This is a genomic window from Micromonospora sp. DT68 (genome assembly GCF_049847245.1).
Lineage (GTDB): Bacteria > Actinomycetota > Actinomycetes > Mycobacteriales > Micromonosporaceae > Micromonospora > Micromonospora profundi.
Genome location: NZ_JBNCNZ010000004.1, coordinates 168,809 through 181,540 on the forward strand (window position 1 = coordinate 168,809; position 12,732 = coordinate 181,540).

Here is a 12,732-nt window from a genome sequence, read left to right on the forward strand (position 1 = left end):
GGCCGGGCCGCCCGGGGGCGCCCCGCCGCCCCTGGGGCGTTGGTTTTTTTCCCCCCCCTGCTGGGGGGGGGGCCCGGGTGGCTACCCCCCCGGGGGCCCCGCCTTTTCCGTACCCCCACAAGCCACACCTCGCGAACCCCGGTGCCACCCACCTGCCGGCCTGCCGTCCGCGCGCCCGCCTAACCCGCCCGCCCGCAAGATCGCGCATCATCCTGGATGTAGTGGTCTCCCTCGACGTCGAGGCCACTACATCCAGGATCGAGCGCGATCCCGGCCCGGCGCGGCGCGGCGCGGCGCGGGCATGAGCGCGCGCGACGGCCAGGGCCGCGAGGTGCAGGGGGCAGGAGCGCGAGGTGCGGGGTGGTCAGGAGACGATTGGGGTGGTTGGGAGGGGTGGGCCGTCGCCGACGAGGCGGAAGGAGTCCGCGTCGACCGGTTCGACAAGTCCGTCCTGTACGAGCCCGGCCAGGGCGCGGGCGCGCTGCACGTCGTCCGTCCAGACCTGGTCCAGGCGCTGGTGCGGCACCGGCCCGGTGGCCTCCCGGAGCACGCCGAGCAGCAGTCCGCGTACCTGCCTGTCAGTGCCCGCGTACCGCTGGGGACGGCGGGTTGGGCCCGCCGGCTGCTCCTGCCCGGAGGCCCGCCACGCGCAGATCGACTCGACAGGGCAGGCCGGGCAGCGCGGCGACCGGGCGGTGCAGATCACCGCTCCCAGCTCCATGAACGCGGCGCTGGCGAGGGCCGCCGCGGCAGGCTCCGCTGGCAGCAGCTCCTCGGTGGCGACCAGGTCGGCCGGGCGGGTGACCGGTCCGGCGTCCGGTTCGCCGGCAACGGCCCGGCAGACCACCCGCCGTACGTTGGTGTCGACGACCGGATGCCGTTGGCCGTACGCGAACGCGGCCACGGCCCGCGCCGTGTACGTGCCCACGCCGGGCAGCGCCAGTAGTTGGTCCAGTCGGTCCGGCACCTGGCCGCCGTGCCGCTCCACGATCGCGACAGCGCATTCGCGCAGCCGGACGGCCCGACGGGGATAGCCGAGGCGTCCCCACATCCGGATGGCCTCGGCCGGTGTGTCCGCAGCGAGCGCGGCGGGCTCCGGCCAGCGGGCCAGCCAGGCGTGCCAGGCCGGCACGACCCGGACCACCGGGGTCTGCTGGAGCATCACCTCGCTGACGAGGATCGCCCACGGGGTGACGTCGGGTTGGCGCCACGGCAGGTCACGGGCGTGCTGCTGGAACCATCGGCTGACCAGAGCGGCGAAATCGGGTTGAGTCATGGCGTCGTCGATGATGTCACGCGATGTATTCCCGCTGAGTGGGCGGCTCGGGCGGGGTGTCGTCGGGGCGGCGGGCGGATCGGGCAGAATGCGCGGATGAACGAGCTCGCGATCACCGTCATCGGCCGGGACCGGCCGGGCATCGTTGCCGACGTCGCCGAGGTCCTGGCCCGTCTCGGCGCGAACCTCACCGACAGCACGATGACCCGGCTTCGGGGGCATTTCGCGATGACCCTCATCTGCACTGGGCCGGCCGCAGCCGAGGTCGAGGCGGCGTTGGTGGCGCTGACCGCCGAGGGCCAACTGCTGGCGACCGTACGCGCTGTCACGCCCGACGCCGAGGTTGCTCCGGTGGGGGAGCCGTACGTGATGGCGGTGCACGGGTCGGACCGGATGGGCATCGTCGCGGCCATGACCCGGGTGCTTGTGGACGCCGGTGGCAACGTCACGGATCTGAGCACCCGGTTGGCGGGTTCGCTCTACGTGGTGCTGGCTGAGGTCGAGTTGCCTGCTGGTGTCGCCGACACGCTTGTCGAGCGGCTGCAACGGACGGCCGTCGAGTTGGGCGTGGAGGTCACGCTCCGGCCGGCGGACCCGGACCTGTTGTGAGCGGCGAGCAGGGGCCGGTCACCGGCCCGGACGTCGAGGCGTACGCCGGCCTTTGTGGTTGGACACCGGAGGCGTTGGCCGTGCCGGGTGAGGTGCGGGCGGTGGTGTCCGCCCCGCACCCGGTGTTGAGCCAGGCCGGCGGCGATGTCGATCCGACGGCCGAGGAGACCGTCCGGTTGGCAGCCGACCTGGTCGCCACGATGCGGGTCTCGCCGGGCTGTGTGGGCTTGGCGGCGCCGCAGGTGGGTGTTGGTGCCCGGGTGTTCGCTGTCGATGTGACCGGGCATCCGAAGGCGGTCACCGTGCACGGCACGTTCGTGCTCTGCAACGCCCGGGTCGTCGAGGCGACCCGGTGGAAGGCGGGCCGTGAGGGGTGCATGTCGGTGCCCGATCTGACCGGGGACGTGAAGCGGGCCAGTCGACTGGTCGTGGAGGGTGAGCTGCCGGGCAGCGGCGCGACGGTCCGGCTGGTGACGGACGGTTTCGAGGCGCGGGCGTTGCAGCACGAGATCGACCACTGCGCGGGCCTGCTCTTCCTGGACCGGGTGGCTGGCGCGCATGCCGTCTACCAGCGGAAGGTCTACCTCTGAGCGGGACGTGGGCGACCGCAGTGTCCGTCCCTAGTGGAGTGTTGGTGGGTCGTCGGGATGACGTTCCGGCGCGTCGCGTCGGGCTGGTGGGCGCGGCGCGGCTACGGTGGGGGGCATCATGCGTCTGACGGTCGGCCCCCTGCCACCCGCCGTGTACTGGCGGCGTCGCGCCGTCGTACTCGGAGCGGGGCTTCTCTTCCTGATTGTCCTGCTCTATTCCTGCACCGGTTCGGGTCGCTCGGGCGGTCGACAACCGGAGGCGGGGGCGACCCCGACGTCGACAGCGGGCCCGTCGGCTGGGAGCCCGGGGCCGGCCGGTCCCGTGCTGACCCCGCAGACGGGGGTGCCGCCGGCGTCGGAGTCGGCCGCTCCGGAGGCCTCGCAGCCGACCCCCGAGATCACCAGCAACAACCCGCCAGCGAACTCGGGCGGCTCGGCGGACGACGGCACCTGCACCGACGCGGAGATCAGCGTGACCTCGGTGGTGCGGTCGACCTCGGTGCAGCGCGGAACGGTCGTCGACCTCCAGTTGAAGATCAAGAACACGTCGGACCGTACGTGCAGCCGCAACGTCGGCGCCGACCTCCAGGAGATCTTCATCAAGTCCGGTGCCGAGAAGGTGTGGTCGTCGGACACCTGCGGCAAGGCCCAGGGGTCGGACGTGCAGTCCTTCACGCCCGGGTTCGAGCGCTCCTACCAGGTGGGCTGGAACGGGCGGGACGCCACAAGGTGCGACGGCAGCGGGCTGGCCGCAGGCCCGTTCCCGCCGGTCGGGACGTACCAGGTGTTCGCCAGGGTCGGCACCAAACTCAGCGCACCCGTGAAGCTCACCATCACCGGCTGAGCCGGATCAGACATACCGCTCCAGGATGGATGCCTCGGCGAGCCGGGACAGCCCTTCGCGGACACCTCGGGCGCGGGCATCGCCCACGCCCTCGACGGCCTGCAGGTCCTCCACTGTGGCGCCCAGCAGCCGCTGGAGGCTGCCGAAGTGCAGCACCAGACGGTCGACAACGGCCACCGGCAGGCGGGGCACCTTGGCCAGCAACCGGAAGCCACGCGGGCTGACGGCGGCGTCCAGCGCGTCCGAGGCGGCCGGATAGCCGATCGCCTTGGCGACCGACACCAGATCGATCAGCTCGGTGGCACCGAGCAGATCCAACTCGACAAGCGCCTCGTCCAGCGTGCGGGACTTGCGGCCGACGGGCAGGTAGTCCCTGATGACGAGCGTCCGGTCGGCGTCCACACCGGCCATCAGCTCGTCGAGCTGGAGTGCGAGCAGCCGGCCGTCGGTGCCAAGCTCGACCACGTAGCCGGCGATCTCGTCGGCGATCCGGCGAACCATCTCCAGTCGCTGCACCACCGCCACCGCGTCCCGCACGGTGACCAGGTCCTCGATTTCGAGCGCCGACAGGGTGCCGGAGACCTCGTCCAGCCGAAGCTTGTAGCGCTCCAGGGTGGCAAGCGCCTGGTTGGCCCGCGACAGGATCGCCGCCGAGTCGTCGAGCACGTGCCGCTGACCGTTGACGTAGAGGCTGATGATCCGCATCGACTGGCTCACCGAGATGACCGGGTAGCCGGTCTGCCGGGCGACCCGCTCGGCGGTGCGGTGCCGGGTGCCCGACTCCTCGGTGGGGATGGACGGGTCTGGCATGAGGTGCACGGCCGCCCGGACGATGCGCGTGCCGTCGCTGGAGAGCACCACGGCGCCGTCCATCTTGCACAGCTCGCGGACCCGGGTCGCGGAGAACTCCACGTCGAGGGGGAAGCCGCCGGTGCAGAGGCCCTCGACGACCTTGTCGTAACCGAGCACGATGAGCGCGCCCGTACGCCCGCGCAGGATGCGCTCCAGCCCGTCCCGCAGCGCGGTGCCGGGTGCCATCAGGGCAAGGTTGGCGCGCAGCGGATCCCCGGCGCCCCCGGCAGCGGCGGACACGCTCACGCTGATCGGGCGGGCCGGTGAGCCCACGGCGCCGGTGCGGGCCTGGGGCGGTGGCCCGGCAGGCTTGGTGGTATCGCGGTCGATCGGCACGGGCACAGTCTACGGACTGCCGTGCGGTGGGTGCTGTCGTGGTTACTGTGATGTGTCACGATGCTGCCCCTTCCACGCATTTCCGCTTGCGCCGTCCCTGTCCGGTATAGCCGTCCGCGCCGACACGGTGTGTCACTCGGCGGACGCGCGGGCCGCGTGGTGCAGCGCCGAACGTACGTCAGTGACCTCGGTCACGCGCATCTGCTCGGGCCCGGCGCCGGTGCTGGCCGGGCCGCAACCCGGCGGCACCAGGGCGACCTTGAACCCGAGCCGTGCCGCCTCGGCGAGCCGGCGCGGCACCGCGCCCACCCGGCGCACCTCGCCGGTCAGGCCCACCTCGCCGATCGCCACGAGGTGCGGCGCGATGGCCAGGTTCAGACCGCCGGACGCCACCGCCAACGCGACGGCCAGGTCGGCCGCAGGCTCCACCACCCGGATGCCGCCCACGGTGGCCGCGAAGACCTCCCTGTCGTGCAGCGTCAACCGCTCGGTGCGCCGTTGCAGCACCGCGAGCACCATGGCCAGGCGGGCGGAGTCGAGGCCGGAGACCGTACGACGGGGCGAGCCGGCCACCGTCGCGCCGATCAGTGCCTGCACCTCGGTGACAAGCGCACGTCGCCCCTCCATCGCCACTGTCACGCAGGTGCCGGGGACGGGCTCGGAGTAGCGGGTCAGGAACAGGCCGGACGGGTCGGCCAGGCTGCTGATGCCGCCCTCGTGCATCTCGAAGCAGCCGACCTCGTCGGCGGCGCCGAACCGGTTCTTGACGCCGCGCACGAGCCGCAGCGAGGAGTGCTTGTCGCCCTCGAAGTGCAGCACCACGTCGACAAGGTGCTCCAGCACCCGTGGCCCGGCCACCTGGCCGTCCTTGGTGACGTGCCCGACCAGCACTGTGGCGATGCCCCGCTCCTTGGCGACCGAGACCAGCGCGGCGGTGACCGCGCGGACCTGCGTCACCCCACCGGGCACGCCCTCGGTGCCGGTTGTGGAGATGGTCTGCACCGAGTCGAGCACCAGCAGGCCCGGTTTGACCGCGTCGAGGTGCCCGAGCACCGAGGCCAGGTCACTCTCGGCCGCCAGGTAGAGCTTGTCGTGCAGCGTGCCCATCCGCTCGGCCCGCAGCCGCACCTGACTTACCGACTCTTCGCCACTGACCACCAGCGAGGGGCTGCCGGCGCCGACCGCCCACTGCTGCGCCACATCCAGCAGGAGGGTCGACTTGCCGACGCCGGGCTCCCCGGCGAGCAGCACCACAGCGCCGGGAACCAGCCCGCCACCGAGCACCCTGTCGAGCTCGCTCACGCCGGTGGGCCGGGCGCGGGCCGGAGCGGCGCTGATGGTCGCGATCGGCCGCGCCGGCTCGGCCGGTAGCCGGGAGCTGACCACCCGGCCGGAGACGGTCGGGCCGGTCACCGTGGACTCGACCACCGAGCCCCACTCGCCGCATTCCGGGCAGCGACCCACCCACTTGGGGGGCTGGTGGCCGCAGGCGTCGCACTCGTACGCCGGGCGCGGCTCGCGGGCGGCGGACCGACCGCGGGCGGCACCTGCCGTGCCGCCGCGCGGTGAGGTCGATCGGGAGGTGGTCACATCAGGACGCTAGCCGCCCGGTGCGACGAAAACACCCCGGCGTGGTGGTTCCCACGCCGGGGTGTTCGTCGATGTCAAAGCCTGTCACTCGTGGTCGGTGCCGCCCTCGTCGTAGCCACCCTCGCGCTCGATGATCGGCGAGGGAACCGGCGGGGCGGTGAACGGCACAGCGATCGGGGCGGGACCGGTCACGGTGTTGCCGTTGCCGAAGTCGAAGGTCACGAAGACGTTCTGCCCGCTGCGCAGCGCCTCCTTCAGGCCGACCAGCCGGAGCTGGCTGGTCGCCTCGGAGTTGAGCTGGAGGTAGCTCTGCGGGGCCAGCTCGATCCGGGCCGGCTGACCGGGGGCGGCGGGGCTGGCGGAACCGGACGCCCGCGCCGACTCCGGGGCGGAAGGCGTGGACGGGGCGGCCGAGGCCGACTCGGTGGCGGAGGGGGTGGCCGACGGGCTGGCCGTGCTGGATTCGGTTTCCGACGGGCTGGCGGAGGGCGAAGCCTCGGCCGACGGCATGGCGCTTGCCGAGCCGCTCGAGATCACCACCTCGCGGGCGCTGTCGGTGGTGATCGTGACCGTCACGGTGCTCTTCGAGTCGTTGTAGATCACGGCGTTGAGCAGGGCGTCCTGGCCGGCCTGGTAGCCCTCGGTGCCCGGGTAGTCGACAAGCAGGCCACGAACCGCGTACGCGCCGTTGGCGGTCGTGAGGCTGACGCCCTGGACCGACGGTTCCTTCTCGGCCGTCTCGGCGATCTGACCGGTGCCGCATCCGGACACCAGCAGGCTGGCAGCCGCAATACCGGACAGCAACAGGGCCGCCCGCCGGGATCCCCTGATCGAGCGCGTCACGTCGGTCCTCCTCGTTGCGATCCCACCCGGCCGCACGCCGGGCACGGTGGCCATACCCGCGCAGACCGCGCTCCAGGGTAGTTGGAGCTGATCGAGGCCCGCACAGGGACCCGGCAATGCCACCTTCCCGGGTGTCCCTCACACCACCCGACCGCTCGCCACCAGGAGAACCACGTCGATGAGGGCCACGAGCATCACCGCCCGGAAAGCGGACACCGGCCGCCGGCCGGCGCGGGCCGCCGAGCGCCCGGCGTACCAGCTCAGGGGCGGCACCACGGCGGCCGTGGCGATCGCCGCCAGGCCGACCACCGACGGCGGCCCGGGTGGTCCCAGCACCAGGGCCGCGGTCGCGGCGAGGAGGAGGCCCGCCGCGGCTGCCCGGCTGCCCGCCGCGCCGAGCCGGTGCGGCAGGCCGCGTACCCCGGTCCGGGCGTCGTCGGCCAGGTCGGGCAGCACGTTGGCGAAGTGCGCGCCGGCCCCCAGGCACGCCGCCGCCACCAGCAGCCAGGCCGGCGGGGTGGGTTGGCCGGGCAGCCCCAGCACCACGAAGGCGGGCAGCGCGCCGAAGGAGACGGCGTACGGCACCACCGAGAAGGCGGTGGCCTTCAGCGGCCAGTCGTAGAGCAGCGCGGAGACCAGCGCGACAGTGAGCCAGAACGCCGCCGTGGCGTTCGTGGTCAGCGCCAGCAGCGGGCAGGCCACAGCGGCCACCGCCGCGGCCCAGGCCGTGGCGCGCCGGCCGACCGCGCCGGCGGCGACAGGCTTGTCGGTACGTCCCACAGTGGCGTCCCGCTCGGCGTCCAGCGCGTCGTTGGTCCAGCCGACGGCGAGCTGGCTGGCGAGTACGGCGAGCACCACCGAGACGATTCCGGCCGGGCGGTGCCCGACTCCCCAGGCGAGCAGACCGGCCACCGTGGTCACCGCGGCGGCCGGCTCCGGATGGCTCGCTCTGACCAGCCCTAACACCCTCGACGACATAAGGGAAGTCTGGTCGTTACCGAGCAGTCGTGCCACGCTCGGTCCCATGCGAGACGTGGCTGCGGCCGCGGCGTCCACCAGCTCCCGGGTGCTGCCGCCCAACGATCCGCGCCAGTACGACGACCTGGTCGACGAGTGGTGGCGGCCGGACGGGGCGTTCGCGATGCTGCACTGGTTGGCCGAGGCCCGCGCGGCGCTGGTGCCACCGGCTGACCGTCCGGGCGTGGTCCTCGTCGACCTGGGCTGCGGCGCCGGGCTGCTCGCGCCGCATCTGGCCGGCAAGGGTTACCGGCACATCGGTGTCGACCTGACCCGCTCGGCGCTGATGCAGGCGGCCGAGCACGGCGTACGGGTGGTGCAGGGCGACGCCACGGCGGTGCCGCTCCCCGACGGCTGCGCCGACGTGGTCTCGGCGGGTGAGCTGCTGGAGCATGTGCCGGCGTGGCGACAGGTGGTGGCCGAGGCGTGCCGGCTGCTGCGGCCGGGTGGCCTGCTGGTGCTGGACACACTCAACGACACGGCGCTGGCCCGGTTGGTCGCGGTACGGATCGGCGAGCGACTGCCGACGGTGCCGCGCGGCATCCACGATCCACGGTTGTTCGTGGACGCTCGTGAGCTGGTCGCCGAGTGCGCCAGGCACGGCGTCGAGTTGCGCGTGCAGGGCGTGCGGCCACAGGTCGGCGGTCTGGTCGCCTGGTTGTGGCGCCGCGTTCGGGCGACCCGGACGGCGGGTGTGGCGCCTGGCGGCCGTGCCCCGCGCATCGTGCCGATCCGGTCGACGGCCGTGTTGTACCAGGGCTGGGGTGTCCGTAACGGATAGTCGGTCCGTGGCGGGGGTAAGGACGCCGAGGAGGGGGCGATATGACGGTGCACGCGCTTGAGGCGGCCCGCCGGTTGGCGCCGCGGTTCGCCGCGCGGGCGGCGGAGCACGACCGGGACGGCTCCTTTCCGGTCGAGGACTTCCGTGACCTGCGTGAGGCCGGCCTGTTCGGCTTGATGGTGCCGCGCGCGCTCGGAGGTATGGGTGCCACCTTCGCCGAGTACGCGGCAGTGGCCACCGAGCTCGCCCGGGGCAATGGCGCTACCGCCCTGGTGTTCAACATGCACGCCTCGGTGACCGGCGCGCTGGGCGCGGTGACCGAGGAGTTGGCCGAGGCGCTCGGTGTGCCCGACGAGGCGTTGGCCGCCCGGGACCGGCTGCTCACGGCAGCCGCGCAGGGCTCCTGGTACGCGGTGGCGATGAGCGAGCGCGGCGCGGGGGCCCGGCTGTCCCAGTTGAGCACCGTCTACGAGGCGACCGACGACGGTTGGCGCCTCAAGGGCAGCAAGACCTTCTGCTCCGGCGCCGGGCACGCCGACGGTTATCTGGTGGCCGCGCGCAGCTCCGCCGACCAGTCGGTGGTCTCCCAGTTCCTGGTGCCGGCCGGCGATGGTCTGACCGTCGAGCCGACCTGGGACGCGCTCGGCATGCGTGCCACCTCCTCGCACGATCTGCATCTGGACGTCGCGGTGCCGGCCGACCGGCTGCTGGGCGGGGTGGAGGGGTTGGCCCTGGTGGTCGCCCAGTTGATGCCGCACTGGCTGGTGGCCAGCTATGCCGCCGTGTACGTGGGAGTGGCCCGCGCGTCGATCGACGCGGCTGCCGAGCATCTCAACGCCCGCAACCTGGCAAGCCTGCCTGCGGTACGGGCGCGGCTGGGCCGGGCGGACGCGGCCACGGCGGCGGCCGAACTGGTCGTGGCCGAGGCGGCCCGCAGGGTGGACGACGCGCCCGGTGACGCGGAGACCAACCGCTGGGTGTGGCGGGCGAAGCTGCTGGCGGGCACCACGGCTGCCGAGGTGGCCGCGTCGATGCTGGAGGCGGCAGGCACCTCGGCGACCCGGCGCGGCCATCCGTTGGAGCGGCTCTACCGGGACGCCCGCTGCGGCTCGCTGCACCCGGCCACGTCGGACGTCTGCGCCGACTGGTTGGGCATCGCCGCGTTGGGCGGCGACCCGGATCGTGACGGATCGGCGCCACGTTGGTGAGCCGGCTGTGCGGGCTCGGCGCGGGGGATGGGCCGGCCGAGGCGGCCGGTGGGACGGCAAGGGGGAGGACAGCGTCTGAGGAGAGGTGGGGATCGTGCCCGTACCAGTGATCGCGGGGCTCGGGACGGCGCATCCGCCGTCCGCTTCGCAGGCCGAATTGTGGGAGGGCTTCTTTTCCCGGCACTTCTCCGGCACCACCCGGTCGTTGGCCCAGCGGATCTTCGCGAACTCGGGTGTGACCCGGCGCCAGGCCGCGGTCAACCCCCTGTTGGAGGACGTCTCGGACTGGCCGACCGAGCGCCGGATGCGTCGCTACCAGGTGGAGGCGCTGCCGCTGGGCAAGGAGGCGGTGGGCCGGGCGTTGACGGCCGCCGGGATGGGCGCCGGCGACGTGGGCATGTTCATCGTCTGCTCCTGCACCGGGTACGCCACTCCGGGCCTGGACATCCTGCTCGCCCGGGACCTCGGCATGGCGGCGGACACCCAGCGGATGTTCGTCGGCCACATGGGCTGCTACGCGGCGCTGCCCGGACTGGGCGCGGCGAGTGACTTCGTCACGGCACGGGGCCGCTCGGCGCTGCTGTTGTGCGCGGAGCTGACCAGCCTGCACATCCAGCCGTCGAGCGCCCGGGTGGACACCCAGCAGATCGTCTCGCACGCGCTCTTCTCGGACGCCGCAGTGGCCGCCGTGGTGGTGCCGGGTGGCCCGGGGTACGCGTTACGTGAGGTCGCCTCGGTCACCGACACCTCGACGGCCGACCACATGACGTGGGACGTCACCGACGCCGGTTTCCGGATGGGGCTGTCGCCGAAGGTGCCGCAGGTGCTCTCCCGGCACGTACGCGCTCTGGTGGACGATCTGCTGGCCCGGCACGGTGGCACCATCTCCGACGTGGATGGTTGGGCCGTGCATCCGGGCGGTCCGCGGATCCTCAACGTGGTCGAGCGGGAACTGGCCCTTCCGCCGCAGGCGCTGGCGGCGAGCAGGGCGACGCTCGACGAGCACGGCAACTGCTCCTCGCCGACCGTGCTGTTGATCCTGGACCGACTGGCGCGCGCGACGCCTGCGGCGAGGCGTGTCGTCATGCTTGCGTTCGGTCCCGGCCTCACCCTGTACGCCGCTCTGCTCGATCGACAGGACTGACCCTCCACGACCCGGCCGGTACGCTCAGCCGCATGGATTCGGGGGCGGACGATCGGGTGCGGTCGGCGGTGCTGGCCGGTGTTGCCGTGGCCGCCCTGGTGGTCGGTGGCTGGTGGTGGCAGGTCACCGCTCCTGAGCCGACGGCCGGTCCGGCTCGCCCGACGGCCGAGCCGAGCGTGGGGCCGTCCGTCAGCACCGCCGTGGAACGTGTCGTGGCCTCCGGGATGTCCGACGGGCCGGTGCGGGTGCGGATCGATCCCGAGACGGGCGAGGTCAGCGAGGTGCGGACCAGGTCGAGAGTGGTGATGGACCCGGCGACCGGCATGATCACTGACGTCGAGGGCCCGCCGGGCGACAGCTTCGGCACGGGTGACCTGCCGCTGTTCAAGGAGACGGTCTGGCGGGAACGGCGGGAGCTCACCCCGGGAGAGGCCGTGACCCGGCAGTCCGCCGACAATGGCGCCCGCCACCTGCTCCAGGTCCAGTGCACAAGGCGCGGCTCCCTGGCTGTGACGGTCACCGGCGCCCGGCTGGGCGGCCCGTCCCGCATCGTCTGCGACGGCACGATCGCCACGGCCGTGGTGGTTTCCGATGGCGGGCGGATCCGGGTGTCGCTGGTGTCGACGGCCGGGCAGCCCGTCGACGTCCAGGCGCAACTCGTCACGGTGCCCTGAGCGGGGCTCCGGTCACGGGGCGAGGGCGGCCAGCTCATCCTGGTACGTCTCGACCGGCCCGAGGTCGGGAAGCACCTGGGTCACCACGCCCGTGCGGTCGACAAGTAGCGCGGTGAGCGCGCCGGGTCGCCCCGGCTGACCCAGGAACGAGCGCAGCCCGCCAGCGGGGTCGGCCAACGTCCGGACTGATCCGCCGGCCTGCGGCGTGGCCGTGACCGAACGCCCGGCCACGGTGATCACGGCGACCCCGGCGGGGGCGGCAGCCGCAGCCTGGGCTACCCGTTCGGGGCAGGGGCAGCCGTCCACCAGGATGATCATGGCAGGAAGCAGGCCGCGTAGCGGCACGGGCGCCTGAGCGGCGTCGACGAGATCAAGCGCGGGCAGTGCCTGCCCGGTGACCGTCGCGGGTGGCAGGTACGGGCTCGGGCTCGGGGCCGGTCGGTCGGCGGTGCCCCGGGTTGCGCGCGGCCAAGTCACGGCCAGGAGGCCGGCGAGCGTGGTGAGCACCGCCACGAGCAGCACCAGCAGGGGGAGGGCGAAGGTCGGGTGCCCGGCGTGCTGGCCGGCGGCCTGGCGCAACTCGCGGCGGATCTGGGCTGCCTCGCCGGCGAGCGCCGACGCGTCGCCGGGGACCACGATGCGGCCCCACTCGGGTGGCAGGTCGGGCAGCCCGTCGGACGACCCGTGGCCCTCTGCATCCGGCTTGCCCATCGGACCCCCTGGAAGCGTCTCGAGAGCGGAGTGTGGCTCGTACTCAAGGGTCCCGCACCGGGGGCGCCTCCCGCTACATCTGGGCGGAGTCCCGCCGGGCGGGATACCATGGGAGGAGCGCATAGCCCTTGATCTCGGCGTTCCGTTCACCCGTACCGGGAGGTTATCCCACGGTTACGGAGAGTGTTCGAACCATCAGCTTGACTGCCTGTCAAGCTGAAGAAAGACCTCTCACAGGGCCCCTGAGCTGCGCCAAC

Annotated in this window: 13 protein-coding genes; 7 read left to right on the plus strand and 6 right to left on the minus strand. The window is 73.0% G+C overall.

Annotated elements, in window-relative coordinates; all coding sequences use genetic code 11:
- Positions 1–364: 364 nt before the first annotated feature.
- Complete coding sequence (locus tag ACPXB1_RS09315; RefSeq protein ID WP_355590027.1) at positions 365–1,276, minus strand: A/G-specific adenine glycosylase; 912 nt, start codon at positions 1,274–1,276, stop codon at positions 365–367.
- A 96-nt stretch (positions 1,277–1,372) separates the two neighbouring features.
- Between ACPXB1_RS09315 and ACPXB1_RS09320 the strand changes: the two genes are divergently transcribed.
- From ACPXB1_RS09320 to ACPXB1_RS09330, 3 genes are all read left to right on the plus strand, one after another.
- Positions 1,373–1,885, plus strand: coding sequence for a glycine cleavage system protein R (locus tag ACPXB1_RS09320; RefSeq protein ID WP_053654731.1), 513 nt, complete (start codon positions 1,373–1,375; stop codon positions 1,883–1,885).
- The gene (locus ACPXB1_RS09325; RefSeq protein ID WP_425735062.1) at positions 1,882–2,475 is read left to right on the plus strand and encodes a peptide deformylase; all 594 of its coding nucleotides are present in this window, start codon (positions 1,882–1,884) and stop codon (positions 2,473–2,475) included. Before ACPXB1_RS09320 ends, ACPXB1_RS09325 begins: the two co-directional genes overlap by 4 nt.
- Before the next feature lie 118 nt (positions 2,476–2,593).
- Positions 2,594–3,319 (plus strand): hypothetical protein, encoded by a 726-nt coding sequence (locus tag ACPXB1_RS09330; RefSeq protein ID WP_355590022.1) that lies wholly within the window; start codon positions 2,594–2,596, stop codon positions 3,317–3,319.
- Between the two features lie 6 nt (positions 3,320–3,325).
- Here the strand turns inward: ACPXB1_RS09330 and disA are convergent, their stop codons facing one another.
- From disA to ACPXB1_RS09350, 4 genes are all read right to left on the minus strand, one after another.
- Positions 3,326–4,507, minus strand: a complete 1,182-nt coding sequence (gene disA / locus ACPXB1_RS09335) for a DNA integrity scanning diadenylate cyclase DisA (protein WP_355590019.1) — start codon at positions 4,505–4,507, stop codon at positions 3,326–3,328.
- Positions 4,508–4,639: 132 nt separating this feature from the next.
- Positions 4,640–6,097 (minus strand): DNA repair protein RadA, encoded by a 1,458-nt coding sequence (gene radA / locus ACPXB1_RS09340; protein ID WP_425735063.1) that lies wholly within the window; start codon positions 6,095–6,097, stop codon positions 4,640–4,642.
- Positions 6,098–6,181: 84 nt separating this feature from the next.
- Positions 6,182–6,940: a hypothetical protein gene (locus tag ACPXB1_RS09345; RefSeq protein ID WP_425735064.1), complete on the minus strand. Its 759-nt coding sequence runs from the start codon at positions 6,938–6,940 to the stop codon at positions 6,182–6,184.
- Positions 6,941–7,078: 138 nt separating this feature from the next.
- Positions 7,079–7,918 carry a UbiA family prenyltransferase gene (locus ACPXB1_RS09350; RefSeq protein ID WP_355590010.1) on the minus strand — a complete coding sequence of 280 codons (840 nt, stop codon included), beginning with the start codon at positions 7,916–7,918 and terminating at the stop codon, positions 7,079–7,081.
- Between the two features lie 46 nt (positions 7,919–7,964).
- Between ACPXB1_RS09350 and ACPXB1_RS09355 the strand changes: the two genes are divergently transcribed.
- The 4 genes from ACPXB1_RS09355 (at position 7,965) to ACPXB1_RS09370 (ending at position 11,764) form a co-directional block, all read left to right on the plus strand.
- The gene (locus ACPXB1_RS09355) at positions 7,965–8,738 is read left to right on the plus strand and encodes a methyltransferase domain-containing protein (RefSeq protein ID WP_425735065.1); all 774 of its coding nucleotides are present in this window, start codon (positions 7,965–7,967) and stop codon (positions 8,736–8,738) included.
- A gap of 41 nt (positions 8,739–8,779) precedes the next feature.
- The gene (locus ACPXB1_RS09360) at positions 8,780–9,946 is read left to right on the plus strand and encodes an acyl-CoA dehydrogenase family protein (protein ID WP_355590004.1); all 1,167 of its coding nucleotides are present in this window, start codon (positions 8,780–8,782) and stop codon (positions 9,944–9,946) included.
- Positions 9,947–10,031: 85 nt separating this feature from the next.
- Positions 10,032–11,090: a type III polyketide synthase gene (locus ACPXB1_RS09365; protein ID WP_425735066.1), complete on the plus strand. Its 1,059-nt coding sequence runs from the start codon at positions 10,032–10,034 to the stop codon at positions 11,088–11,090.
- A gap of 32 nt (positions 11,091–11,122) precedes the next feature.
- Positions 11,123–11,764: a hypothetical protein gene (locus tag ACPXB1_RS09370; protein WP_425735067.1), complete on the plus strand. Its 642-nt coding sequence runs from the start codon at positions 11,123–11,125 to the stop codon at positions 11,762–11,764.
- Between the two features lie 12 nt (positions 11,765–11,776).
- Here the strand turns inward: ACPXB1_RS09370 and ACPXB1_RS09375 are convergent, their stop codons facing one another.
- Entirely contained in the window at positions 11,777–12,475 is a 699-nt protein-coding gene (locus tag ACPXB1_RS09375) for a hypothetical protein (protein ID WP_355589995.1), read from the minus strand.
- Positions 12,476–12,732: the final 257 nt, after the last annotated feature.